The organism is Winogradskyella sp. SYSU M77433, assembly GCF_029911945.1.
Taxonomy (GTDB): Bacteria; Bacteroidota; Bacteroidia; order Flavobacteriales; family Flavobacteriaceae; genus Winogradskyella.
On the sequence record NZ_JARYTG010000003.1, the window covers coordinates 444,691 to 468,089 of the forward strand.

General features: G+C 33.1%; 24 protein-coding genes and 1 other RNA gene. 12 read left to right on the top strand and 13 right to left on the bottom strand.

What is annotated here, in order from left to right; genetic code table 11:
- Positions 1 to 99: 99 nt before the first annotated feature.
- The 3 genes from msrB to lpdA all read left to right on the top strand — a co-directional run bounded on the left by msrB (position 100) and on the right by lpdA (position 2,636).
- Positions 100 to 585 (top strand): peptide-methionine (R)-S-oxide reductase MsrB, encoded by a 486-nt coding sequence (msrB, locus tag QGM60_RS08035; protein WP_281139724.1) that lies wholly within the window; start codon positions 100 to 102, stop codon positions 583 to 585.
- The gene (locus tag QGM60_RS08040; protein WP_281139725.1) at positions 582 to 1,133 is read left to right on the top strand and encodes a DUF1572 family protein; all 552 of its coding nucleotides are present in this window, start codon (positions 582 to 584) and stop codon (positions 1,131 to 1,133) included. The genes msrB and QGM60_RS08040 overlap by 4 nt, the downstream gene beginning before the upstream one ends.
- Positions 1,134 to 1,259: 126 nt before the next feature.
- The gene (gene lpdA / locus QGM60_RS08045; RefSeq protein WP_281139726.1) at positions 1,260 to 2,636 is read left to right on the top strand and encodes a dihydrolipoyl dehydrogenase; all 1,377 of its coding nucleotides are present in this window, start codon (positions 1,260 to 1,262) and stop codon (positions 2,634 to 2,636) included.
- A 77-nt stretch (positions 2,637 to 2,713) separates the two neighbouring features.
- Here the strand turns inward: lpdA and QGM60_RS08050 are convergent, their stop codons facing one another.
- From QGM60_RS08050 to QGM60_RS08065, 4 genes are all read right to left on the bottom strand, one after another.
- On the bottom strand, positions 2,714 to 3,352 hold the full coding sequence (locus tag QGM60_RS08050; protein WP_281139727.1) for a porin family protein: 639 nt from the start codon (positions 3,350 to 3,352) through the stop codon (positions 2,714 to 2,716).
- A 183-nt stretch (positions 3,353 to 3,535) separates the two neighbouring features.
- On the bottom strand, positions 3,536 to 3,952 hold the full coding sequence (gene aroQ, locus QGM60_RS08055; RefSeq protein ID WP_281139728.1) for a type II 3-dehydroquinate dehydratase: 417 nt from the start codon (positions 3,950 to 3,952) through the stop codon (positions 3,536 to 3,538).
- 83 nt (positions 3,953 to 4,035) lie between these two features.
- Positions 4,036 to 4,632, bottom strand: a complete 597-nt coding sequence (locus tag QGM60_RS08060; protein WP_281139729.1) for an outer membrane beta-barrel protein — start codon at positions 4,630 to 4,632, stop codon at positions 4,036 to 4,038.
- A 239-nt stretch (positions 4,633 to 4,871) separates the two neighbouring features.
- Positions 4,872 to 5,642, bottom strand: a complete 771-nt coding sequence (locus QGM60_RS08065) for a hypothetical protein (protein WP_281139730.1) — start codon at positions 5,640 to 5,642, stop codon at positions 4,872 to 4,874.
- 223 nt (positions 5,643 to 5,865) lie between these two features.
- On the opposite strand from QGM60_RS08065, the gene QGM60_RS08070 reads away from it, so the two are divergent.
- Together QGM60_RS08070 and xerA are read left to right on the top strand one after the other, a co-directional pair.
- Entirely contained in the window at positions 5,866 to 6,213 is a 348-nt protein-coding gene (locus tag QGM60_RS08070) for a TM2 domain-containing protein (protein WP_281139731.1), read from the top strand.
- Positions 6,214 to 6,284: 71 nt separating this feature from the next.
- The gene (gene xerA, locus QGM60_RS08075; RefSeq protein ID WP_281139732.1) at positions 6,285 to 7,193 is read left to right on the top strand and encodes a site-specific tyrosine recombinase/integron integrase; all 909 of its coding nucleotides are present in this window, start codon (positions 6,285 to 6,287) and stop codon (positions 7,191 to 7,193) included.
- A 55-nt stretch (positions 7,194 to 7,248) separates the two neighbouring features.
- Here xerA and rny read toward each other — a convergent pair whose 3' ends face one another.
- The 4 genes from rny to QGM60_RS08095 all read right to left on the bottom strand — a co-directional run bounded on the left by rny (position 7,249) and on the right by QGM60_RS08095 (position 9,656).
- Positions 7,249 to 8,826, bottom strand: coding sequence for a ribonuclease Y (gene rny, locus QGM60_RS08080; RefSeq protein ID WP_281139859.1), 1,578 nt, complete (start codon positions 8,824 to 8,826; stop codon positions 7,249 to 7,251).
- Between the two features lie 57 nt (positions 8,827 to 8,883).
- Positions 8,884 to 8,991: non-coding RNA, 6S RNA (ssrS, locus tag QGM60_RS08085), on the bottom strand.
- 62 nt (positions 8,992 to 9,053) lie between these two features.
- Complete coding sequence (locus tag QGM60_RS08090; RefSeq protein WP_281139733.1) at positions 9,054 to 9,341, bottom strand: cell division protein ZapA; 288 nt, start codon at positions 9,339 to 9,341, stop codon at positions 9,054 to 9,056.
- A gap of 24 nt (positions 9,342 to 9,365) precedes the next feature.
- On the bottom strand, positions 9,366 to 9,656 hold the full coding sequence (locus QGM60_RS08095; protein ID WP_281139734.1) for a hypothetical protein: 291 nt from the start codon (positions 9,654 to 9,656) through the stop codon (positions 9,366 to 9,368).
- A 180-nt stretch (positions 9,657 to 9,836) separates the two neighbouring features.
- On the opposite strand from QGM60_RS08095, the gene QGM60_RS08100 reads away from it, so the two are divergent.
- Both QGM60_RS08100 and QGM60_RS08105 read left to right on the top strand, forming a co-directional pair.
- Entirely contained in the window at positions 9,837 to 11,525 is a 1,689-nt protein-coding gene (locus tag QGM60_RS08100) for a M23 family metallopeptidase (protein WP_281139735.1), read from the top strand.
- Between the two features lie 11 nt (positions 11,526 to 11,536).
- The gene (locus QGM60_RS08105) at positions 11,537 to 14,002 is read left to right on the top strand and encodes a carboxypeptidase-like regulatory domain-containing protein (RefSeq protein WP_281139736.1); all 2,466 of its coding nucleotides are present in this window, start codon (positions 11,537 to 11,539) and stop codon (positions 14,000 to 14,002) included.
- Positions 14,003 to 14,012: 10 nt separating this feature from the next.
- On the opposite strand, the gene QGM60_RS08110 is transcribed toward QGM60_RS08105, so the two are convergent.
- Positions 14,013 to 14,645 (bottom strand): hypothetical protein, encoded by a 633-nt coding sequence (locus QGM60_RS08110; RefSeq protein WP_281139737.1) that lies wholly within the window; start codon positions 14,643 to 14,645, stop codon positions 14,013 to 14,015.
- Between the two features lie 228 nt (positions 14,646 to 14,873).
- On the opposite strand from QGM60_RS08110, the gene QGM60_RS08115 reads away from it, so the two are divergent.
- On the top strand, positions 14,874 to 16,715 hold the full coding sequence (locus tag QGM60_RS08115) for a T9SS type A sorting domain-containing protein (RefSeq protein ID WP_281139738.1): 1,842 nt from the start codon (positions 14,874 to 14,876) through the stop codon (positions 16,713 to 16,715).
- On the opposite strand, the gene QGM60_RS08120 is transcribed toward QGM60_RS08115, so the two are convergent.
- Positions 16,705 to 17,850, bottom strand: coding sequence for a cysteine desulfurase family protein (locus tag QGM60_RS08120; RefSeq protein ID WP_281139739.1), 1,146 nt, complete (start codon positions 17,848 to 17,850; stop codon positions 16,705 to 16,707). The genes QGM60_RS08115 and QGM60_RS08120 overlap by 11 nt on opposite strands.
- Before the next feature lie 35 nt (positions 17,851 to 17,885).
- Between QGM60_RS08120 and QGM60_RS08125 the strand changes: the two genes are divergently transcribed.
- On the top strand, positions 17,886 to 18,893 hold the full coding sequence (locus QGM60_RS08125; protein ID WP_281139740.1) for a hypothetical protein: 1,008 nt from the start codon (positions 17,886 to 17,888) through the stop codon (positions 18,891 to 18,893).
- Here QGM60_RS08125 and QGM60_RS08130 read toward each other — a convergent pair.
- Positions 18,890 to 19,447, bottom strand: coding sequence for a Smr/MutS family protein (locus QGM60_RS08130; protein WP_281139741.1), 558 nt, complete (start codon positions 19,445 to 19,447; stop codon positions 18,890 to 18,892). The two genes, QGM60_RS08125 and QGM60_RS08130, sit on opposite strands and share 4 nt — an antisense overlap.
- Complete coding sequence (locus tag QGM60_RS08135) at positions 19,437 to 19,649, bottom strand: hypothetical protein (RefSeq protein ID WP_281139742.1); 213 nt, start codon at positions 19,647 to 19,649, stop codon at positions 19,437 to 19,439. The genes QGM60_RS08130 and QGM60_RS08135 overlap by 11 nt, the downstream gene beginning before the upstream one ends.
- A 145-nt stretch (positions 19,650 to 19,794) precedes the next feature.
- Between QGM60_RS08135 and QGM60_RS08140 the strand changes: the two genes are divergently transcribed.
- Both QGM60_RS08140 and QGM60_RS08145 read left to right on the top strand, forming a co-directional pair.
- Entirely contained in the window at positions 19,795 to 20,043 is a 249-nt protein-coding gene (locus QGM60_RS08140; protein WP_348634901.1) for a DUF2752 domain-containing protein, read from the top strand.
- Positions 20,044 to 20,059: 16 nt separating this feature from the next.
- Positions 20,060 to 20,392, top strand: a complete 333-nt coding sequence (locus QGM60_RS08145; protein WP_281139743.1) for a CCC motif membrane protein — start codon at positions 20,060 to 20,062, stop codon at positions 20,390 to 20,392.
- Between the two features lie 70 nt (positions 20,393 to 20,462).
- Here QGM60_RS08145 and rocD read toward each other — a convergent pair whose 3' ends face one another.
- Positions 20,463 to 21,707, bottom strand: a complete 1,245-nt coding sequence (rocD, locus tag QGM60_RS08150) for an ornithine--oxo-acid transaminase (RefSeq protein ID WP_281139744.1) — start codon at positions 21,705 to 21,707, stop codon at positions 20,463 to 20,465.
- A 237-nt stretch (positions 21,708 to 21,944) separates the two neighbouring features.
- Here rocD and rlmD point away from each other — a divergent pair, with 237 nt between their 5' ends.
- A complete protein-coding gene (rlmD, locus tag QGM60_RS08155; RefSeq protein ID WP_281139745.1) occupies positions 21,945 to 23,396 on the top strand; it encodes a 23S rRNA (uracil(1939)-C(5))-methyltransferase RlmD in 1,452 nt (483 codons plus the stop codon).
- Positions 23,397 to 23,399 lie beyond the last annotated feature (3 nt).

Sequence of the window (23,399 nt, forward strand, 5' to 3'; positions counted from 1 at the left end):
ACTTCATAAGTTATACTTAGTTTAATTTTTCTTAAATTATGTAATAATTTTAGAATTGCTACGACTTAAAAATCCTGATTCTAAATAAAAAATAAGTATATGAAAAAGACACTTCTATTAGTAATTGCCATGACGTTACTTAATTGTAATGGTAATGCTCAAAAAAAGGAAAAGAAAGAAACAGAGGATTATAAAGTTTCTAAAACCGATGCCGAATGGAAAAAAGAACTTACCAAAGAGCAGTATTATGTTCTTTTTGAAGAAGGTACTGAGCGTCCGTTCTCTAGTCCACTGAACAAAAATTATGAAAAAGGCATTTACCACTGTGCCGCTTGTAATACACCTTTATTCAAAAGTGAACATAAATTTGATTCTGGTACTGGTTGGCCAAGTTTTGATAGAACTATTGAAGGTAACGTAGCTTACGGAACAGATAGTAAACTTGGCTATGTTAGAGACGAAGAACATTGTGCCACATGTGGTGGCCACTTGGGACATGTTTTTAATGATGGTCCAAAAGCAACTACAGGAAAACGTCATTGCATAAACGGTGTTGCTCTAAAATTTGTACCTTCGGAAGAATGAAAAGTTACTTATCTAGCTCCATAAAACAGTTTGAGTATTACAAAAGTCTTGGAGACAAAACCTTTGAACAACTCTCCTTTAATGAACTTCAAAGAGAATTTGAAGAAGACTCTAATTCCATAACTATAATCGTTAAGCATATGGTTGGTAACATGCTTAGCCGTTGGACCAACTTTTTAACCGAAGACGGTGAAAAAGAATGGAGAAAACGCGATGAGGAATTTATAGACAGTTTTAAAAACAAAGCTCAATTTCTTGAAGATTGGGAAAAAGGGTGGAATTGTCTCTTCAATGCCATTAAACCTTTACAAAAAGACGACTTAGAACGTGTTATCTATATCAGAAATCAAGGTCATAGTATTACCGAAGCCATTAATAGACAAATGATGCACTATGCCTATCACGTTGGACAAATTGTACTTTTAGGAAAACTTACCAAAGGTAGCGATTGGGTATCTTTATCTATACCAAAAGGAAAATCAAAAGCTTACAATAAAGATAAGTTTAGTAAAGAAAAAAGTCGAAAGCATTTTACTGATGATGTATAATTCAGTTCATTAAGCATTTAATTCTTTGATGACATTTTAGTTAGGCATTTTGCTTTTGGTTTTTAGAATATAGTTTCAGAATTTCTTACTTTTGTAACTTCGAAAATTCAACTAAAAAACTTACGCATGAGTAAATATGATATTATAGTTTTAGGAAGTGGTCCTGGTGGCTACGTAACTGCGATTAGAGCATCTCAATTAGGGTTTAAAACTGCCATAGTAGAAAAAGAAAGTCTTGGTGGTGTATGTTTAAATTGGGGCTGTATCCCAACAAAAGCCCTTTTAAAATCTGCTCAAGTATTTGAATATTTAAAGCATGCAGAAGATTATGGATTAAAAGTTAAGGATGCTGAACACGATTTTGATGCTGTTGTAAAACGTAGTCGTGGTGTTGCCGAAGGTATGAGTAACGGTGTTAAATTCTTAATGAAGAAAAACAAGATTGATGTTATTGAAGGTTTTGGTAAACTTAAAGCCGGAAAGAAAATTGATGTTGATGGTACTGAATATTCTGCTGACCATATTATAGTGGCTACTGGTGCACGTTCTCGCGAGTTGCCAAGTTTACCTCAAGATGGTAAAAAAGTAATTGGCTACAGACAAGCTATGACTTTAGAAAAGCAACCAAAGAAAATGATTGTTGTTGGTTCTGGTGCTATAGGTGTGGAGTTTGCTTACTTCTATAACTCTATGGGAACTGAAGTGACTATCGTAGAATATATGGACAAAATTGTTCCTGTTGAAGATGATGAAGTTTCTAAACAATTAGAACGTAGCTTTAAAAAATCTGGTATCAAAATAATGACTTCTTCTGAAGTGACTTCTGTAGACACCTCAGGAGATGGTGTAAAAGCTACTGTAAAAACTAAAAAAGGAGAAGAAACATTAGAAGCTGATATTGTTCTTTCTGCTGTTGGTATTAAATCTAACATAGAAAATATTGGTCTTGAAGACGTAGGTATTGCTGTAGATAGAGATAAGATTTTGGTTAACGATTATTATCAAACCAATATACCTGGATATTATGCTATTGGAGATGTTACTCCAGGACAAGCATTAGCTCACGTAGCTTCTGCTGAAGGTATTCTTTGTGTTGAAAAAATAGCAGGAATGCATGTAGAAGCTTTAGACTACGGCAATATTCCTGGATGTACTTATTGTACTCCTGAAGTTGCTAGTGTTGGTTTAACTGAAGCACAAGCTAAAGAAAAAGGATACGATATTAAAGTTGGAAAATTCCCATTCTCTGCATCTGGTAAAGCTAGTGCAGGTGGAAACAAAGATGGCTTTGTAAAAGTTATTTTTGATGCCAAATATGGTGAATGGTTAGGCTGCCACATGATTGGTGCTGGTGTAACCGACATGATTGCTGAAGCTGTATTAGGAAGAAAGCTTGAAACTACAGGTCATGAAGTTTTAAAAGCAGTTCACCCTCACCCAACAATGAGTGAAGCTGTTATGGAAGCTGTAGCAGCAGCTTATGATGAAGTTATTCATTTGTAAAACTACAAAACATATATAAAGTAAAAAAGATCCAGAATAATCTGGATCTTTTTCGTTTTTAAAACTCTAGGGTTTAACTAAAACATAAACCCTAAACCAACTTGCCACACTTTATTTTTTGCATCTACATTTTGAAAAATAGTATCGTCTTTATATATATCGGTTAAACCAATAGTATAACGTCCGTTAATAAAAAATCCACTATCAAACTTATACGAAGCACCTAGCGCTACTCCTGTATCTACATCCTTTACATAAGAATCATCTTCGCTAATCTCTACATCTCCTCCATCAGCATTTGGTTGATAATCGATTTCTTCATGTATTTTAAATCCGAACTGCGGTCCTGCCTCTACACTAAGTCCTTTTACTAAGTACAACTTTAGTAAAACTGGCACTTGAATATAATCTAATTGATATTCTATATTTTCATCTGTATCAAAGATATTATCTTGATCGCGCTCTTCAATATCAAATCCTTGACCTGAATACAATAGCTCTGGTTGAATAGAAATACGTTCTGATAATGGAATTTCAGCCAATAAACCTATATTAAAGCTTGTTCTAGATTTGGTATCACCAAAATCATCACTTGTAATTGACGAAGAGTTGAGTCCACCTTTAATACCTAATTGTGGAGTTGTTGAATCTGATTGGGCATTTGCAATTGCTGTAGTAGTAAATAATACTACTGCGGAAAGAAATAATTTTTTCATTTTTTTGTCTTTTTTATTTGGGTTAATACCTTAAAATTAGGAGTTGAAATTGCCCCTCCAAGCTAGATTAACGCTGGTTTAACAAAAATTTGAAAAGCAGTAAAATTTAATAATAATTACAAATAGACGAGTTTTGCTCGTTTGCTTAAAAGACTTATCCGATAAGAAAAATTGTGTTAAAAATTATATAAAACTCTGAATGGCTAATTCGTAACTTTGAAGCCCAAATCCTAAAATAACACCTCTAGCATTTGGCGAAATATAAGACTGATGTCTAAATTCTTCACGGGCAAATGTATTGGAAATATGAACTTCAACAACAGGAGTTTTTATAGCTTTAACGGCATCACCAATACCCACAGACGTATGTGTATAAGCTGCAGCGTTTAAAATAACACCATCATAAGAAAAGCCAACTTCCTGAATTTTATCAATTAACTCACCTTCTATATTAGATTGAAAATGCTCTAACTCAACATTAGGATACTTTTTAAGTATTGTTTCAAAAAACTCATTAAAAGTAAGATTGCCATAAATGTTAGTTTCACGCTTTCCTAATAAATTCAGGTTAGGACCGTTTATAATAATTAGTTTTTTCATAAAGTAAATATATGAAATAAGCGCATAAAAAAACCGAAGCAGTTGCTTCGGTTTTTTATTAGATATTTTATTATTCTAAAATATTAGAATTTGTAAGTAATACCAAAGTTGATATCTGACAAATTTAAACCAACAGCAAAAGTATCAGTTGATTCTGCGTTATCTACATCTGGCTCATTAGTTCTGTAACCTAAAACTCCGAAGCTAGCTTCTAAAGCTAAACTGTTAGAAACAAAGTAGCTAATACCAGGAGCTAAACCAACATTAAACCCGTTAGCTTTTGCTTCTGCGTTTCCTTGCTCTTCTTTTGAAGACTCATAATTTACTCCTAATTCACCAAAAAATGAGAATTGGCTCGCTGGTGTAAAATAATAACGACCAAATACACCTGCTTCAAACATATTAGTTTTATAATCTTCTACATTTGGTACTTCACTTTTAGTTGTTGTATAACCTAATGCTACACCTACTGCTATGTTTTCAGAAACGAAGTATCCTGCTTTAGGAGAAAAAGTAAAACCGTTATCTTTAACATCACCAGTACTTTCACTTACAAAAGCGATAGTTCCAGTAGCAAAAACATCTCCTTGAGCGAATCCAGAAGTTGAAGCTTCTTCTTGAGCATTCACACTAGTAAGTCCAAAAACTGCAACAGCAGCCATAAATAATAATTTTTTCATGATTTGAATTTTGTTTAAATTAATTTGGACGGCAAATGTAAGTGGTTAGCCACAACCAATTTGTAAAAAAATGTTAACAGTTTAAGTATTTCATCGATATTAAAAAAAGCAAATAAAAAACTTGTAATCTATAACCTTGAGAATAATTTAGGGTAACTCCAAATAACATTCACGTGATATTAACTAAAAAAACTCATACATAATAGAATTAAAAAACACAACCATTAGAAGGATAAGTACTAATGCTTAAGAATATCTATTTTGGTTTTCTCGTCTTTATTTAAATTAGTAAGTGTTTTTATTGTATTATTTCCATCTACTACTTCTATTACTGTTGTATTTGTTCCGATATCACCAACAGAGTTTGCAATAATGGTAATTGTAGTTTTCTTGTTGGCTACAGGAACTTCTAATAATTTCTTTTTTTCAGAAATCTTATAATTTAATAAAATAATTTTTCCATCTTGGAGTACAGTAACTTCATCGTTATCTATTTGGCCTCCGTCATAAATGTAAAACTTCATAAGTTTAGATTTAGTAAACACTGATGTTACTTCATCTTTTTTAAGAACGTTAAGGTTGAGTGTATCTAAAACCTTAACTCCCTTTAATCTATCCTTTATACTATCTTCTATTTTTCTTGATTTTTGAACTTTTTTACTAAACTTACTTACGCGCTTAGCTATTTTTTCTACTGAACTCATAACCAATTCACCATTAACACATTCTACACCATCACTAAACTTCCCCTTAAAGTTACCCATAAGTTTATCTGAACCTAATTTAAATTTTGAAGGCTCTAAATGGACATTACAAAAATCAAAGTCATCTAATGACACTGGTGATTTGGTATAAATGATTTCGACCTCTTTAAATGAAAGTTCTTTTTTTTCTTCGTCATAAAATCCAGAGATTTTAGATTTAGTTTCATGCTCACCTCCTAAGTCTGATATACTAAATCCCGAAATAACACCGTCAGATTCATCAAACTCAACTCTGTACTTAATCATTAAGGTATCTTTTATTTTTATTAAACCGACATATTTATTTTCATTTTGACTATAAATAATTTGGCAAAAAATTATTGAAACTATAAGAATTTTTAAAAATTTCATTTGTGTAATTTTATTTATTTTGAGGGTGTAATATAACATCAGTTTGCTGACTATCAAGAAAAAAAACTTGACATTTCATTTTTTTGTGTTATTTTCGGACAAACTTAAATCAATTTATATGAAAATTAAACTATTACTTTCAGCTATTGCAATTTTTATGACAATGACTGCTGCTTATGCTTCATTCCCAGTAAAGAGAGCTTCTGTAACTACAGAGAACACAATTACAACTGACATTTCACAAGAAGACGTTTTAGAAGCTATTCCTGCAGCTTCATCAGGAAAAGACAAATGGGTTGCTGCTGCTTTATGGTTTGTACTTGGTTGGCCTTTTGCTGCCCATAGATGGTACCTTGGTAGCCCATGGTATTGGAACGTACTTTTCATCATCACTTTTGCTGGTATTGGTGTTTGGGCAATTGTTGATATCATAAACATTCTTACAGATAATTGGGACGGCCTTTAAAATGAGTTCCTAAAAAGTCTAATAAAATCGCTTGAACAATTATCTTCAAGCGATTTTTTTATTTTGAGAAAATGAAGTGGGATAATTTAATTACAGACTATACAATTTTTTTAAAACTTGAACGTGGGCTTTCTGAAAATTCCATAAAAAACTATACTTATGACATAAAAAAACTGATATCGTATCTTGAAGAACATAATCTTTCCATTTCACCTGTTAAAATCAGTAACGAAACTATAAAGCAATTTATTTACGAGATTTCTAAAACAGCTAATCCAAGATCTCAAGCAAGACTTATTTCAGGTTTACGGAATTTCTTTGATTACTTGGTTTTTGAAAATTATAGAGACACTAATCCTTTAGATTTAATTGAATCTCCTAGAATTGGCAGAAAACTTCCTGACACACTCTCCGTTACCGACATAGACAATCTTATAAACGCCATTGACTTGAGTTATCAATACAAAGGTGTGAATTTAGGTGAACGCAACAGAGCCATTTTAGAAACGCTCTACAGTTGTGGCTTACGTGTTAGCGAACTTACGGAACTCAAAATATCAGATTTATTTTTTGATGAAGGGTTTATAAAAGTTACCGGAAAAGGAGACAAACAACGCTTTGTTCCTATTGGTGAAACTACTCAAAAATATATCAGTATTTGGAAAGGCATTAGAAACCACATTGATGTACAAGCAAATTCAAAAGACATTTTATTCCTTAATTATAAAGGGAAGAAACTTACACGCGCCATGATTTTTACCATTATAAAAAATCTGGTAGAAAAAATTGGGCTAAACAAAACGGTTTCGCCGCATACTTTCAGACATTCATTCGCTACTCATCTTTTAGAAAATGGTGCTGATCTTAGAGCAATACAAATGATGTTGGGTCATGAAAGTATTACCACTACAGAAATCTACATGCATGTAGATCGCTCACATTTAAGTGATGTTCTCAATAAATTTCACCCTAGAAAATAAAAAAGGCATTCTAAACTAATAGAATACCTCTTTCAATACTTGAGTTAGTCAAAATTTATTTAGCAATATTTACTGCTCTTGTTTCTCTAATTACAGTAACCTTAACTTGCCCAGGATACGTCATATCTGTTTGAATTTTCTGTGAAATTTCAAACGATAAACTTGAAGCTCTATCATCCGATACTTTTTCACTTTCTACAATAACACGTAACTCTCTACCAGCTTGGATGGCGTAAGCTTTCTTAACTCCTGTAAAGCCAAAAGCTACATCTTCCAAATCTTTCAAACGTTGAATATAAGAATCCAAAACTTGACGTCTTGCGCCTGGTCTTGCACCTGAAATGGCATCACAAACCTGAATTATTGGAGATAATAAGGTATTCATTTCTATTTCATCATGGTGAGCACCAATAGCATTACAAACTTCTGGTTTTTCACCATACTTCTCTGCCCACTGCATACCTAAAATAGCGTGAGGTGTTTCTATATCTGCTTCTGAAGATGGTACTTTACCTATATCGTGAAGTAAACCTGCACGTTTTGCTAATTTTGGATTCAATCCTAATTCTGCAGCCATTACACCGCAAAGTTTAGCAACTTCGCGCGAGTGCTGTAGTAAGTTTTGTCCATATGAAGAACGGTACTTCATACGACCAACCATTTTTATTAATTCAGGATTTAATCCATGAATACCCAAATCAATAACTGTACGCTTACCAACTTCAATAATTTCTTGTTCTATTTGTTTTTCAGTCTTTCTTACAACTTCTTCAATTCTTGCTGGGTGAATTCTACCGTCAGTCACTAATTTATGAAGTGATAGACGTGCTATTTCACGTCTTACAGAGTCAAAACAAGACAAAATAATTGCTTCTGGAGTATCGTCTACAATAATTTCTACTCCTGTAGCTGCTTCAATCGCTCTAATGTTTCTACCTTCTCTACCAATGATTCTACCCTTAACATCATCAGATTCAATATTAAATACAGAAACACAGTTATCAACAGCCTCCTCAGTTCCTATACGTTGAATGGTGTTTATAATAATCTTTTTAGCTTCTTGTTGCGCAGTTAATTTAGCTTCTTCAACATGGTCTTGAATAAAAGCCATTGCATCTGTCTTAGCTTCTTCTTTAAGAGATTCAATCAATTGTTCTTTAGCTTCTTCTGCTGAAAGCTGTGAAATGACTTCGAGTTGTTTGATTTGGCTTTTGTGTGCCTTTTCTATTTCTTCTTTTTTCTTGTCTAGAAACTCAAGTCTAAAGTCGTAATCTTTAATTTTATCACTTAAAGATTGGTTAGATTTTTTTGCTTTAGAAAGCTCATTAGATACTTGAGATTCTTTATCCCTGATACGTTTTTCGGCTTCGGCCATTTTTTTGTCACGCGAAAGGATAACTTTCTCATGCTCTGCTTTTAGCTCAATAAACTTTTCTTTTGCTTGAAGTATTTTATCCTTTTTTAAGGATTCTGCATCTGCTTTTGCTTGCTTTAAAATAGAACCTGATTCTTTTTCTGCATTTGCTATAAGCTTTGATGCTTTACCTTTCTCTAAAGATTTTGCTATAATATATCCTAGTATTACTCCTAATACTACTCCGCCAACTATATATATAATTGTATTAGTGTCCATCATTAATTATTTAGTTTAGTATATAAAAAAAGCCTACATCAGTTTTGGATTTTGTATAAACTCCTTAAAAACAAGTTTAGGGCTAACAAACTGATCAAGGATCCGTTCTAAGACGGCTTGCTTTTACAATTTAAACTCACCCTTTTTAAAGAATTAACGTTGAGTTTATCAAAAAATATAACTAATGTAGGCAGTAACCTTTATGTATTTTAAAGAACGTACGAGTACTAGATATGCTTACTCAAAAGTTCATTTAAAGCTTCTAACTTTTCTTGAACTTCTTCATTTACATACTCTTTTTCTATTGACTTTTGCTCTACTTGAGATGCAAATTGCAATGCGCACATCGCTAATACATCTTGCTTATCTCTAACAGAGTAATTTTGCTCAAACTGACCAATCATAGCCTCAATCTTCTTTGTGGCCGCACGTAAACCTTCTTCTTGCTTAGGATTTATTGTTAATGGATAAACTCTATTGGCAATTGAAAGTTTAATTTTTAATTGTTCTGACATAAAAGTCTTTAAGTTTTACACTTTTTATTCTGATAATTGACTTATACAATGGTCAATATCTCTAATCAGTGCATTTATTTTGAGCTTTGTTTCTCGTTTATTTTCGTCACTACCAAGCATTGAATTTGCTATTTTGAGTGTATCATACTTTTCTGCCCAAGAAGCTATTTCCTCTTGTTGCTCTAGTAGCTTTTGTTGTTGCTTTTCCAATTGTTCAGAGAGCTTTGCATTGGTCTGTTTTAAAACCTCTTGCTTGTGTAAAATCTTACTGATTTTATTCTCTAATGCATCAACAATGTCTTCTATTTTACTCATTAAAGTAATTCAATACTATTTTAACAAAGTTAACATACCAATTGAAAAAACACAATTCTTTTACAATTATTTTTAATTGAAATAACATCAATAAAACTAAACCGTTAAGATTAAAATATAAAGTTAGAAGGTTTGAATATCGTATTCAAATTAATATTTTAGCGACAACAGAAAGCCTATATGAGACAATTTTTAATTATCCTTTTTATTACCTGCTCTGCTTATTCCCAATCAGAATACCCTCAAGATTATTTTAGAAAACCTTTAGATATACCCATAATCCTTGCTGGTACATTTGCAGAACTTAGACCTTCTCATTTTCATGGTGGTTTAGATATAAAAACCCAAGGAAAAGAAGGCTTAAGAGTGTATACTGCAGCTCCTGGTTACATCAGTAGAATAAAAGTTTCTCATTACGGCTATGGCAAAGCTATATACATTACGCATCCTAATGGTTACACGACTGTTTATGGTCATCTTCAAAAATTTTCGGACCGTTTAGAGAAATACATTAAAACTTGCCAGTATGATAAGGAAAGTTTTGAGGTTGAAGTATTTCCAAATTCCGAAGAATTAATAGTTGAAGCTGACGAGGTTATTGCTTTTTCTGGAAATACTGGCGGTTCTGGTGGGCCACATTTGCATTTTGAAATAAGAGACAACCAAGAACGACCAATGAATCCTATGCTTTTTGGTATTACTGCAAAAGATACCACAACTCCAAGCGTATTAGGCGTCTTTGCTTACCCTAAAGATGAAAATGCCTTGATTAATGGTAAAAACGAGCGCGTCCCTCTTCGGTTGATTCCTCAAAACAACGGTGATTTTATAGTCGAAAAAGTTACCGCCTTAGGAAATATTGGTTTTGGTGTATCTACACACGACAGGCTAGATGGTGCACCTAATAAAAATGGTGTTAGTAATATTCAGACGTTTTATAATGGAAATAAAAGTTTAGAAATAGATTTTAAACGCTTCAGTTTTGATGAGAGCAAACACATTAAACGACTTATTGATTACGAATACTACAAAACAAAAAAAACTAGGATCCAAAAATTGTTTGTAGAGCCCAACAATCCTTTGAGTCTTTACAAAGATGCCTACGACAAAGGTTATATTATGGTTGAAGACAGCACCTCTTCGGTTTATAAAATCAGAATTCTAGACTTTAATCAAAATGAGGCTTGGATAACCATACCTATCGAAGGTAAAAATGATATTTTAACAAAACCTAAAAAAGAAGATTTATCCAATAAAACCTTAATTTATAGTGATAAACCAACAACTTTAAATTCAGGAAACATTACTGTTAATTTTTATGCCAATACAGTTTATGATGATGTGCATGTAGATTACAAAGTTAGTTCTGATACGCTCTATCTGCATGAAGATACCATACCACTCCAGAAAAATTATTACATCAATTACGATCTTAGCAACTATAAATCTGAACATTTAGATAAAGTATACATTGCACACCTATATGGTTATTACAAAAAGCCTTATTACGTAAATACCAAACGAAAAGGCAACACTCTAAGCGCAGGAACCAAAACCTTTGGAACTTATGCCTTAGCTATGGATACCGAGCCACCAACAATTCAGCCTATAAATTTTCAAGACAAAAAGTGGTTGAGCAAATACCGTTATCTAAAATTAAAAATTGATGATGAACTTTCTGGGATTAGTAAATATAGAGCTACCGTAAATGGAAAATGGATCTTAATGGAGTACGATTATAAAACCAATACACTTGTACACGATTTTAATGATAATGTCGTTAAAGATACCAAGAACGAATTAAAGATAATTGTTACAGATAATGTTGGAAATAGTTCTACATTTGAGGCAACATTTTTCAGAAAATAAAACTAAACTACTTGAAACGCTTACATTTTATAGTTCTGCTAAGCTCACTTTTCAGTCTGCTTTCCTTCTCACAATCCGCAATTCTTAGAGGTGTTATTTTAGATGAAACCAACCAACCTGTTAATGGCGTTAATATTAAGGCTAGTACTGGTGAAGGCACAGCTACAAACGAAAATGGATTTTATGAGCTAAAAATTCCATCAGATGTAGACGTAACCATAGTTTTTTCTCATGTTAATTATAAACGTGTTGAAGTACCTTTTAATTTGAAAAATGGGCAGGAATTAGAGTTTAACCCTGTGATGAATATCAACATAGAACAGATTGCAACCGTTGTTATTAATACTAATACCAGACAAAAAGTAGATGGCGTTACAACCATTCAACCCGAAGTTATAAGAACTATAAAAGGAGCGCAACCTGGTGTAGAAAATATTTTAAAAACATTACCCGGAGTTAATATCTCCAACGAACTAAGTACTCAATATTCCGTACGTGGTGGAAATTTTGATGAAAACCTAGTTTATGTCAATGAAATAGAAGTTTACAGACCCTTTTTAATCCGTTCTGGAAATCAGGAAGGTTTAAGTTTTGTTAATACGGATTTGGTTCAGAATGTTGATTTCTCAGCTGGTGGTTTTCAAGCTAAGTATGGTGATAAAATGTCTTCAGTATTAGATATCACTTATAGAAATCCTGTAGATTTTGGCATTAGAACAGACCTTAGTTTATTAGGCGGAAGTATTGCTGCTGAAACGGTTTCTAAAAACGGAAAGTTCTCTGGAATAGCCGGATTACGCTATCGTGACAATAGTTTAATCTTAAACAATCTTGAAACTTCTGGTAATGTTGAACCTGTTTTTGCTGATGCTCAAACTTATTTAACCTACCGTTTTTCAGATAAATTTCATTTAAATTTTCTTGGTAACATTTCATTAAACAGATACCACTTTCAACCAGAAAATAGACAAACCAACTTTGGTACCATAGACGATCCTGTAGCGCTTTTAGTGTTTTATGAAGGTCAGGAAAAAGATGAATACGAAACCTATTTTGGGGCTTTTAAAGCTAATTATTTTGTAAATGATGATTTAACCTTAAAATTGATTGCTTCTGCTTATCATACTGTAGAGCAAGAGTATTTTGATATTTTGGCACAATACCGTCTTGGTGAAGTTAACACCAGTATTGGAGATGAAAACTTAGGTGAAGTTGAGTTTAGTGAAGGTATTGGTTCGCAATTAACACATGCTAGAAATGACTTAGATGCTTTTATTGTTAATGCTGAACACAGAGGTGATTATAAAATTGATGAAGAATCTACCGTGGAATGGTCTGTAAAATATACGCATGAGGATATTAGAGACCGTCTTGTAGAATGGGAAATGATAGATTCTGCAGGTTTTTCTATTCGTCCTCCGAGATTTAGTAACCCAAACTTACAGCCTTACACTCCTTTTTCTGGTCCTTTAACAGCTTTTGAAAATATAAGAGCTTTAAACAATGTTCAGATTAATCGCTTACAAGCTTTTGCGCAATATAGTAAACGTACAAATTGGGGAAATGACGAGGTTTTCTATAATGTTGGTGTACGTTCTCATAGTTGGGCTGTAAGTGGAGATAGAGTAGAAAGCACATCACAAACTGTTTTTAGTCCAAGAGCTCAATTTGCCATAAAGCCAGATTGGGAAAAAGATATGCTTTTTAGGGTTGCAGGAGGTTTGTATTACCAACCACCTTTTTACAGAGAGTTGAGAGATTCTTCTGGAGTTGTTCAACCAAAAGTTAAAGCTCAACAATCTTTTCATATTGTATTAGGAAATGAATATAGTTTTGAAATGTGGGATAGACCTTTCAAACTTGTAACTGAAGCCTACTACAAAGGTCTATCAGATGTTAATGCCTATACTCTCGAAAATGTAAGGATTCGTTACAGAGCAAAGAATAATGCCGAAGCTTATGCTTATGGTTTAGATATGCGACTGAATGGAGAATTTGTTCCTGGTACAGAGTCTTGGTTTAGTTTCGGGTATTTAAAAACCGAAGAAAATATTGATTATAGAGGCTATATTGCTAGACCAACCGACCAGCGCTTAAAATTTGGAGCACTTTTTCAAGATTATGTTCCTAATATGCCACACTTAAAAATGTATCTTAATTTAGTATACAACACAGGTGTTCCTGGTGGTTCACCAAGTTATGCTGATCCTTATAACTATCAAATAAGACTAAGAGATTACAGACGCGCAGATTTAGGTATTTCTCTAGAACTTGTGAATCCTGAAAAAAATTATACAGCTAAATGGAAAAAAGCATTCAAAGAATTGTCTTTAGGTTTTGAAATCTACAATATGTTCAACAACCAAAATTCAATTACCAATACTTGGGTAAGAGATGTGTATTCTAAGAGACAATTTGCTATTCCTAATTACTTAACGCCTCGTGTTTTTAACTTAAGGTTATCGGCAAGATTTTAAATTCGGAGACTTATCGAGCTTTGTGAGTTCTTGTCACAACGTAACGTATATCGTATATATCTGCTGATGCTGTTGAAACAATTTTTACCGTTCCACCATTAGCTTCCCAAGTATTCAATGTATAGGCATTAAATGAACTTAAATAATAGTGTTCAACTCCATTTCCTTTTGCTAAGACAAAATCTCTAATATATATTTCACCTACAACTCCACCTATATCAATAGCCACCGTTAGTCGTGTGGTTGAAGCTGTATTAGGCCTAGCTTTAAATTCTATAACAATGTTGATACCATCACCATCTCTTCCTGTAATAGTAGAATTTGTTGAATCATAAAATGTTGTAACATCAACCGGTTTCTGACTATCCCTTACAGTAGCAGCATCATTTGGCAAGGTTACTTTAGTTGTGCCTACAACAAATGGACTTGCAGAAGTATATGTGCCATCTGTATAATCAGCCCAGCCCGTATAATCACTGGCGCTATTTTCACTTTCTAGTTTAGACCAGCTACTATTTTTATAAAAATAGAAGGCACTTTCATCAGTATCATAAACCAACAAACCATCTGCTGGATTTGCAATAGCATTACGCTGAGCTGTGGTCATTCTTGGTGTTAACATACCTTGAGAATCAGATTCCACTTCTAAAATAGCAGAACTATCAGGATTACTGGTACCGATACCAACTTGAGAAAAAGAAACTAAAAAAGTGAATAAAAAAATAAGGTTATAAGGGAACGAAATTTCATAATAATTTGGGGATTTAATTAATGAAATACATCCGAAATTACTGTATTTTAAAGGAAAAATCCAAAATTATAAATAAAAAAAATTACATTTGCACTTTATAAATCTTAACACCAAAAAGGTATGAATTTGATTTCTAAAACATTAACTATAGTTTTTAGTTTGTTTTTTTCCCTACAAATTTTTGCCCAATTAACTGTAAGAAATGACGCATATGTCTATGTAAAGGATCAACTCCTTTATGTAAAGGACAATGTTAACCTTACAGAATCTGATTCTAAAATTTACTTACGAGAAGAGTCTCAACTTATTCAAGGAGACGGAACAACAGGTAATTCAGGAGTCGGAGAACTAAGTGTATACCAAGAAGGTACTACCAACCAATGGTCTTATAATTATTGGTGTTCACCTGTTGGTAATAATGCTACAAATAATTCCATCAATAATCCTTTTAGATATAGATTGATTGATGATCCTAGGCTAGATACTACTACTGATTTAATTGATAGCAGTGACCCTGTTTTTTCTTTCATTTATAATGGAAATCCAAGTACTACACCTATTACACTATCCACCTATTGGACTTATACTTTTGTAAGTTCTGACGAATATAGTGAATGGACTTATGTAGGTGGTGCCACAGACGATATTAATCCTGGATTAGGCTTCACAATGAAAGGTATGGGAACCGGAACTACAGGAAACCAAACTTATGATTTTAGAGGTAAACCTAACAATGGTGATATCACCAACCCTGTTGCTACAGGACAGTTTACGCTGGTAGGCAACCCTTACCCAAGTGCTATAGACTCTGCTGCTTTTGTTCATGATACAGATAATGCACCTGATATAACAGGTACTTTATTTTATTGGGAACAATATGGAGATATTCCATCTCACGTACTTGTAGAAATTGTTGGTGGTTATTCTGAATTTACTATAAATGCTGCTGGTACAATAATCTCTAATACACCCGCCACATTTTATACTTACGACGCACAAGACAACACCTATTCTTTGCCTCCAGGACCTCCTGCAGGTGGCTCTAAAACAGCTAGACGTTATATACCTATAGGACAAGGATTTATGGTTGAAGGTAGTACTGGTACAACAGGTGATGTTACTGTGAAAAATGCTCATCGTGTGTATGAAAAAGAAGGTACTAACAGTTACTTCTTTAGAAGCTCTACACCAACGCAACAAACGAATTCAGATGAAGTTTCTAATGACGGTATTCAATATCAAGATAATGGCTTACCAATAGTTCCTTCTGACTTTAAAAGATTTAGAATTAACGTAGATTTTACAGTAGGTAACGATCAATACACAAGACAAGTCTTATTAAACTTTCATGATACAGCAACTGCTGGTTTTGATTACGGTTTAGAACTTGCAAGATCTAGCAACCATCCTACTGATGCTTATTTCTCTTATAACGATAAATCTTTCTCTGGTCTGGCTTATCCTTTTGAAGAGACCTTAGTAATTCCATTAATAGTGGATATCGAAGAACAACAACCATTACGTTTTAGAATATTTGATATTCAAAATTTTGAAGATACTCAAGGCATATATATTCATGATACAGCAACAGATGTTTATGTTAACCTTAGAGAGTTAGACTATGAGTTAAACGTTGCCCCAGGAAATTATACCAATCGTTTTGAGATTGTTTTTCAACCTAACCAATCTTTGAATGTTAATGATATTGAAGCTTCTACTTTAAGTATCAATCAAAATAACAATCTTAGTCAGTTATTGGTTAGTAATCCAAACAATCTAGACATCAAAAAAGTTGAAGTTTATGATGTTTCTGGTAAAAGAGTTATTCAATTTAACACGAAAAGCGTCGCTGATCGTTACGAAATTTCAACAGCAAACTTGAGTGAGGGTGTATATGTTGTTAATGTGATTTCAAATAACAACAATGCATTAAAATCACAAAAGGTAATTGTTAAGAACTAGCAAAGTCTTTTAGTACTTGAACAACATAATCAATTTCTTCTTTTGTATTATAAATACTAAAGGAAAAACGTACTGATGGTTGTTTTAGTTTTTCATCATCCAAAATTGCTGTAAGCACATGTGATTGCTGACTACTTCCGCTTTGACATGCACTACCTCTTGAGCAAGCTATACCTTTAAGGTCTAGTTGAAATTGAAGCATAGCTGCTTTTTCTGGAGCAAATGGTAAACATAGATTTAATAATGTAAATGTACTTTGCGTAGGATCTTCACAACCTCCATTGAAAGTTACATTAGGTAAATAAGTTTTTAATTCTTCAATAAAGTAAGTTTTTAAATCTAACACATAAGCCTTTTCTATTTCAATATTGGTATAAGCGAGTTTTAAAGCTTCAGCCATACCAACAATATTATGGATAGATTCTGTGCCTGCTCTATAACCGCGTTCTTGTTCACCACCAAAGATTAGGGGTTTTAAACCAGATTCTTTCCTTACAAAACAAAAGCCTACACCCTTTGGTCCGTGGAATTTATGTGCACTAGCAGCTAGAAAGTCGATAGGGATTTGGCTCAAATCAATTTTATAATGACCAATAGATTGTACACTATCAGAATGAAACAGAGCATTGTTTTCTTTGCAAAGTTTTGCGATACGTTCTATATCTAAAACATTACCTATTTCATTATTAACATGCATTAAACTTACTAAAGTCTTGTTTGATACAGACAATAAGCCTTCTAAGTGTTTATAATCTATATGTCCACAATGATCAAGATTTACAAAATCAATTTCAACACCATATTCCTTCTGCAATTGTTCAACAGTATGCAAAACAGCATGATGCTCAATCTTAGATGTAATTATTTTTGTAACCCCCAAATCCCTTACAGCACTTCGTAATGCTAAATTATCAGCCTCTGTTCCGCCTGAAGTAAAAATAATTTCAGCAGCTGACACATTAAAATAAGACGCTATATTTTTACGGCATTGCTCCAATAGAGCTTTCGAGGATCTCCCAAAACTATGGGTAGAGGACGCATTTCCATAACTATCCTTCAGGACGTGCGTCATGCTTTCAATAACTTCTGGCCTTAATGCTGTTGTAGCAGCATTATCTAAATAAACGGACTTCATTCTGCAAAAATATCGCAAATAAAATTATTTAGATAATGAAGCGTTATAATTTTACAAATCCATTATTTTTGTTGAAAATTGAAGCTATGATTCGTCGTTTTTATATCCTTTTCTGTTTAGTTTTTTTGGTTGCCTGTGATGATGGCGATATTTTAACAGTTCAATTAGACTTTGACCAAGAGCTTCAACGTTGTGATAATTTTGAAGATTCCTATATTATTTTTGATACCAAAGACGATCCTAGTGAAGCTCTGATTTTAATCATTCCTAAAAATGCTACTACTGAAGAATATTTTACAAACAGCACTTCTAGAAGTGAATTAGACAGCAATAGTGTAACTTACAACTTTACTATAAACCCAAGCTCAGATGTTCAGTTTATTTATAGAACTTATAATAGAAATATATCTTTAAATGATATATGTGCCATTTTACCACCTAATAATTTATCTGTTGTAAACGAATACATAGCTGATTCTGGCACAGTGGAAGTAACGTTTACTTTTATTGATGACGACAATGACGGCATACCAAGTGAGTTTGAATATGGACCTGGAGGTATAGAAAACCCTCAAGATTCGGATGGAGATGGCATACCAGATTATATTGATGAAGATGATGACAATGATAATGTACCTACAAGAAACGAACTCAATAGTGATGACGATGATGATAATCCGGAAACAAATCCTTTAGACACAGATGGTAATGGAACCCCAGATTATTTAGATGATGATGATGATGGTGATGGCATCTTAACAAGACTTGAAGATATGAGTGAGGACGGTCAGAATCCTAGAGACTCTGCAAACGAATATACAACTGTTATTGGCGGAAACACAACTTATCGCTATTTATCTAATGAAGAAGGTGCTTCTGAAGCTTTTGAAGATTCTGGTTTTATTTATAACGAATATACTAGAGCAGCAATAATACGTTTTGAAATCTTTGACGTAAACCTAGAAATTATTAATTCTACTTACATTGATTTAGGGACTTACGAAAATTCGTTCATAATAACAAATGAACCAGAAGAAGACTAAGGCTCAATATTCTGAAAAATTCTAACCTCTGTAGCTCCTAAACCATAGGTTTTGTAATCTGCATCATAAAACTGTACGTTATTATAGCGCCCAAGCATTGTTTCTAGTTCTTGACGTAAAACTCCTTCTCCCACTCCATGGATAAACACCATTTTTGGGATACGTTTTCGAATAGCAAACTCCAATTGACTTCTTGCTGTATCTAATTGTAGATTAAGCATATCAAAATTGGTCATGCCTTTGGTGGATTCGGTTAAATGATGAATATGTAAATCCACCTCAAATTTTGGAATGTGTCTTTCTTTAGGTTTCACTTTAGCTGCAGACCTCCGCTTTTTAGATTCTTTTTCTTGTTTTACAGCATCTAAATCTGAATTGTACACAGCGTTATCTAAAGTAGCTTCATTACTTTCTGCCATAAGTTCATGAGCTTCAAATTGAAATTCGAAACCATCATTGTCTTCAATAAAAATAGTATGTCCTGAAATTTTGGTTACAATTCCTGAAATAGCATCATCTATCGCTTCTACTCTATCTCCTATTTTAATCTTCATCTTCAGACTTTACAAAAGTTTCTTCTTCCTTTTTATCAAACTTGCTCGGAATATTTCTTGAAGTTCTATAAATACCAAACATCAATAAAACAATACCACCTAGTAACAAATATAGGTTTTGTTTTTCTTGAGCTTGTGCATATAAGGCTATAATTCCGCCAGCAACAACACAAATGAAATTTATTAATCTGGAAAAATTCATACAATTCAAATTTTGATACAAAAATACAGTTTACAATAATTATTAGTTCTTTTACTAAAAGTATTTATCTAATTATTAATTTAGCCTTATGTTTAATGCTATGTTTTTAATTTCCAAAGGACTTGAAGATTACATGCTGCCATGCATGTGGAAAAAAACATTCAATGTTGAGTGTATGGGCTGTGGTATACAACGATCAATAGCCTTAATTACGAAAGGTGAATTTGTTTCGGCTTTCTATATGTATCCTGCAATTTATACTCTAATAGGTATGTTTGCGTTTTTTTTACTTCACTTAAAATTTCAATTTAAAATTGGCCATAAAATTATTTTAGGCCTGTTTATATTAAATATTAGTATTATTGTAATTAGTTATTTAATCAAAACCTTTTAATCAAAATTTATTCGATATGGAAAAACAAATGTTACCAAATGCAACTTTGGCTCTAGTAATGGGAATTTTATCTATTGTTGGCTGTTGCTGTTATGGTGTGCCAGGAGTCATTTTTGGTATTGTCGCTATAATTATTTCTCTAAAAGCTGAAAAGCTCTATAAACAAGATCCTGAAAGCTATTCAGGCTACGGTAATGTAAAAGCAGGTAAAATAATGGGTATTATTGGATTAATACTAAGTGTATTATTTGCTGCTTACATGGCTTGGTTTATTGGTCAAGTTGGTTGGGAGGCTTTACAAGATCCTGAACAACTAATGAAAAGAATGGAGGAAATGCAAAATCAGTAAGGTGGTTTACTTACTCTTAAAATAAAAAAAGCGACCAAATGGTCGCTTTTTTATTTATTGACAAAAAACATTAAACTTCAAATTCTTTTAATGTATTAGTGATGATAGATACACAATCTAATAATTGCTCTTCATTCATCACCAGTGGTGGCGCAAACCTTATAATATTTCCATGAGTTGGTTTTGCTAATAATCCGTTATCTCTCAACTTCAAACAAATATTCCAAGCGGTATCACTATCTTCGTCATCATTGATAACAATAGCATTTAGCAATCCTTTACCTCTAACAAGATTAACGATAGAACTCTTCTCAATATATTTATTCAATTCAGATCTGAATAGTTGTCCAAGTTGTTCGGCATTTTCAGCCAAACTTTCATCATTTATAACTTCTAAAGCTGCAATTGCTACAGCAGCAGCCACTGGGTTACCTCCAAACGTACTACCATGGTTACCTGGCTTGATGACATTCATTATACTGTCGTTCGCTAAAACAGCAGAAACAGGATAAACACCACCAGACAACGCTTTCCCTAAAATTAAAACATCTGGTTTTACGTTTTCGTGTTGAACAGCTAATAATTTTCCTGTTCTAGCGATTCCCGTTTGTACTTCGTCTGCTATAAATAAAACTCCGTACTTTTCGCATAAGTCTTTTGCCTTTGTTAGGTAACCTTCGCTTGGCACATAAACACCAGCTTCACCTTGGATTGGTTCTACTAAAAACCCAGCAACATTTTTATTATTTTTTAGAGCATCCTCTAAAGCTTCTAAATTATCGTACTCAATTTTAATAAAACCTTTTGTATAAGGACCGAAGTTTTTACGTGCAATAGGATCATTACTAAATGAAATGATTGTTGTGGTACGTCCATGAAAATTGTTTTCACAAACTATAATCTCAGCTTCATTTTCATCGATACCTTTAACTTCATATGCCCATTTTCTACAAAGTTTTAAAGCAGTTTCCACAGCCTCAGCACCAGTATTCATTGGTAATAATTTATCGAAACCAAAATACTCAGTGGCAAACTTTTCGTACTTCCCTAGCATATCGTTATAAAAAGCACGAGAAGTCAAGGTTAAAGTTTGTGCCTGACTTGTCATTGCTCCTACAATTTTAGGATGACAATGTCCTTGGTTTACTGCAGAATATGCAGAAAGAAAATCATAATATTTCTTTCCTTCTACATCCCAAACATACACACCTTCACCTTTACTAAGTACAACTGGTAATGGATGGTAATTATGTGCACCATACTTGTTTTCTAAATCTATCGCTTGTTGCGATGTTAATTGGTCTAAAACAGCCATTTTAAATAATTTAATTGTGAATAAAACAACCATTCCTGCTCTACCTTTATTCCTTCAAAAGCTTAGCGCAACCATTTATGAAGTTATGGTGAAGCTTTGAAAAAGCAGCGTGGGAGAGAAATCATCCCTAGAGGTTGTAAATTTAATAATTTCTAGATAATTTTTAAATGATGCTTTATGTTTTTCAGTAGCATCATTTATAAAATGCAACTATCTTTGCAGCCAAATTAATAGTAAATGCCAAGACGAGAACGCAATAAATTTGTAAAACGAGGAGAAATCATTGAGATCTTAATTGAAGATTATGCTTTTGGTGGAAAGGGTATCGGCAGAATTAGAAATGAACATGGAGAGTTTGTTGTTTTTGTACCAAATACCTTACCTGGACAACTAGTAAAAGCTCAGGTTAAGAAATCGAGTAAAAAGTATGCTGAATGTAAATTACTTGATGTATTAAAACCTTCCGAAGATGAGATAGAAATGCCTTATCAAGACATTCCTGGTGCTCCGTATATTCAATTACCGATTGATAAGCAACATGATTATAAGAAACAGAGTACTTTAGAACTCTTTAAACGTATTGGTAAAGTAAAAGATATAGAATCCAAATTTGATGAATTTGTAAGTTCCCCAAACACATTTCATTATCGTAATAAAATGGAATATGGCTTTTCTGCTATTGGCTTTGATAGAAATACCAATACAGATGTTGATGAGTTTACCTTAGGTTTTAAACGTCGAGGCCTTTGGTGGTGTGGAGATAACCTGAATAGTGATTCTGGTTTGTTTGATGCCGAGTTAGAGAACTATCTTAAAGACATAAGAACCTATTGTGAAAATATTGGGTTAGCTCCTTGGCATGCTCCAAAGAAAGAAGGCTTCTTTCGTTATTTTGTAGTTAGAAAATCTTATAAAACCAATCAATTGCTTTTCAATTTAGTGACTACATCTCATGATTTGGATCAGTTTGATTTAGATGCATTTGCTAATTACTTAGTTGAATTATTTGGCAATAGAGTCGCTGGCTTACTACATACCATTAATGACGAAATTGGTGATAGAACCATCGCTACTACAGGAAGTATTAGTTTAGTTTATGGTGAAGATAAAATCGTTGAAGAACTATTAGGACTTAATTTTGAAATTAGCATGAAAAGCTTTTTTCAAACCAATCCTAAATGTGCCGAAAAACTATACTCTAAAGTAGTTGACTATGCTCTAGAAAATAAGGAAGCTATAGACAATACTGTTGTGCTCGATTTATTTTGCGGTACAGGAACCATAGGTCAAATTGTTGCTAGCAAATCTAACAATGCTAAAATTGTTGGAGTAGATATTGTAGCCTCAGCCATTGCTGATGCTAAAGAAAATGCAAAACGCAATCACATTGAAGGTTTAGAGTTTTACGCTGCTGATGTTGGAAAATTCTTAACCGAACACCCAGAATTCAAAAATAAAATTAGAACTATAATCTTAGATCCAGCAAGAGCAGGTATTGCTCCAAAAACATTAAATAAAATAATAAACCTCAGCGCAGAACGTTTGGTTTATGTATCTTGTAACCCAGCCACTCAAGCTAGAGATACGGAACAATTAATGCAGGCTGGCTATGAGATAAAAAAGCTAAGTCTTGTGGATCAATTTCCGCATACAGCACACATAGAAACTGTGGTTTTATTTGAAAAATAATTA

Coding starts and splice junctions, on each gene's coding strand:
- QGM60_RS08090 (WP_281139733.1), bottom strand. CDS start 9,341: ATGTCAGAACAATTAAAAATTAAACTTTCAATTGCCAATAGAGTTTAT.
- QGM60_RS08125 (WP_281139740.1), top strand. CDS start 17,886: ATGAAGCGTTATAATTTTACAAATCCATTATTTTTGTTGAAAATTGAA.
- QGM60_RS08115 (WP_281139738.1), top strand. CDS start 14,874: ATGAATTTGATTTCTAAAACATTAACTATAGTTTTTAGTTTGTTTTTT.
- QGM60_RS08040 (WP_281139725.1), top strand. CDS start 582: ATGAAAAGTTACTTATCTAGCTCCATAAAACAGTTTGAGTATTACAAA.
- QGM60_RS08130 (WP_281139741.1), bottom strand. CDS start 19,447: ATGAAGATTAAAATAGGAGATAGAGTAGAAGCGATAGATGATGCTATT.
- QGM60_RS08050 (WP_281139727.1), bottom strand. CDS start 3,352: ATGAAAAAATTATTTCTTTCCGCAGTAGTATTATTTACTACTACAGCA.
- lpdA (WP_281139726.1), top strand. CDS start 1,260: ATGAGTAAATATGATATTATAGTTTTAGGAAGTGGTCCTGGTGGCTAC.
- QGM60_RS08120 (WP_281139739.1), bottom strand. CDS start 17,850: ATGAAGTCCGTTTATTTAGATAATGCTGCTACAACAGCATTAAGGCCA.
- rny (WP_281139859.1), bottom strand. CDS start 8,826: ATGGACACTAATACAATTATATATATAGTTGGCGGAGTAGTATTAGGA.
- QGM60_RS08065 (WP_281139730.1), bottom strand. CDS start 5,642: ATGATTAAGTACAGAGTTGAGTTTGATGAATCTGACGGTGTTATTTCG.
- QGM60_RS08100 (WP_281139735.1), top strand. CDS start 9,837: ATGAGACAATTTTTAATTATCCTTTTTATTACCTGCTCTGCTTATTCC.
- QGM60_RS08145 (WP_281139743.1), top strand. CDS start 20,060: ATGGAAAAACAAATGTTACCAAATGCAACTTTGGCTCTAGTAATGGGA.
- QGM60_RS08070 (WP_281139731.1), top strand. CDS start 5,866: ATGAAAATTAAACTATTACTTTCAGCTATTGCAATTTTTATGACAATG.
- xerA (WP_281139732.1), top strand. CDS start 6,285: ATGAAGTGGGATAATTTAATTACAGACTATACAATTTTTTTAAAACTT.
- QGM60_RS08060 (WP_281139729.1), bottom strand. CDS start 4,632: ATGAAAAAATTATTATTTATGGCTGCTGTTGCAGTTTTTGGACTTACT.
- msrB (WP_281139724.1), top strand. CDS start 100: ATGAAAAAGACACTTCTATTAGTAATTGCCATGACGTTACTTAATTGT.
- QGM60_RS08140 (WP_348634901.1), top strand. CDS start 19,795: ATGTGGAAAAAAACATTCAATGTTGAGTGTATGGGCTGTGGTATACAA.
- rlmD (WP_281139745.1), top strand. CDS start 21,945: ATGCCAAGACGAGAACGCAATAAATTTGTAAAACGAGGAGAAATCATT.
- aroQ (WP_281139728.1), bottom strand. CDS start 3,952: ATGAAAAAACTAATTATTATAAACGGTCCTAACCTGAATTTATTAGGA.
- QGM60_RS08095 (WP_281139734.1), bottom strand. CDS start 9,656: ATGAGTAAAATAGAAGACATTGTTGATGCATTAGAGAATAAAATCAGT.
- rocD (WP_281139744.1), bottom strand. CDS start 21,707: ATGGCTGTTTTAGACCAATTAACATCGCAACAAGCGATAGATTTAGAA.
- QGM60_RS08135 (WP_281139742.1), bottom strand. CDS start 19,649: ATGAATTTTTCCAGATTAATAAATTTCATTTGTGTTGTTGCTGGCGGA.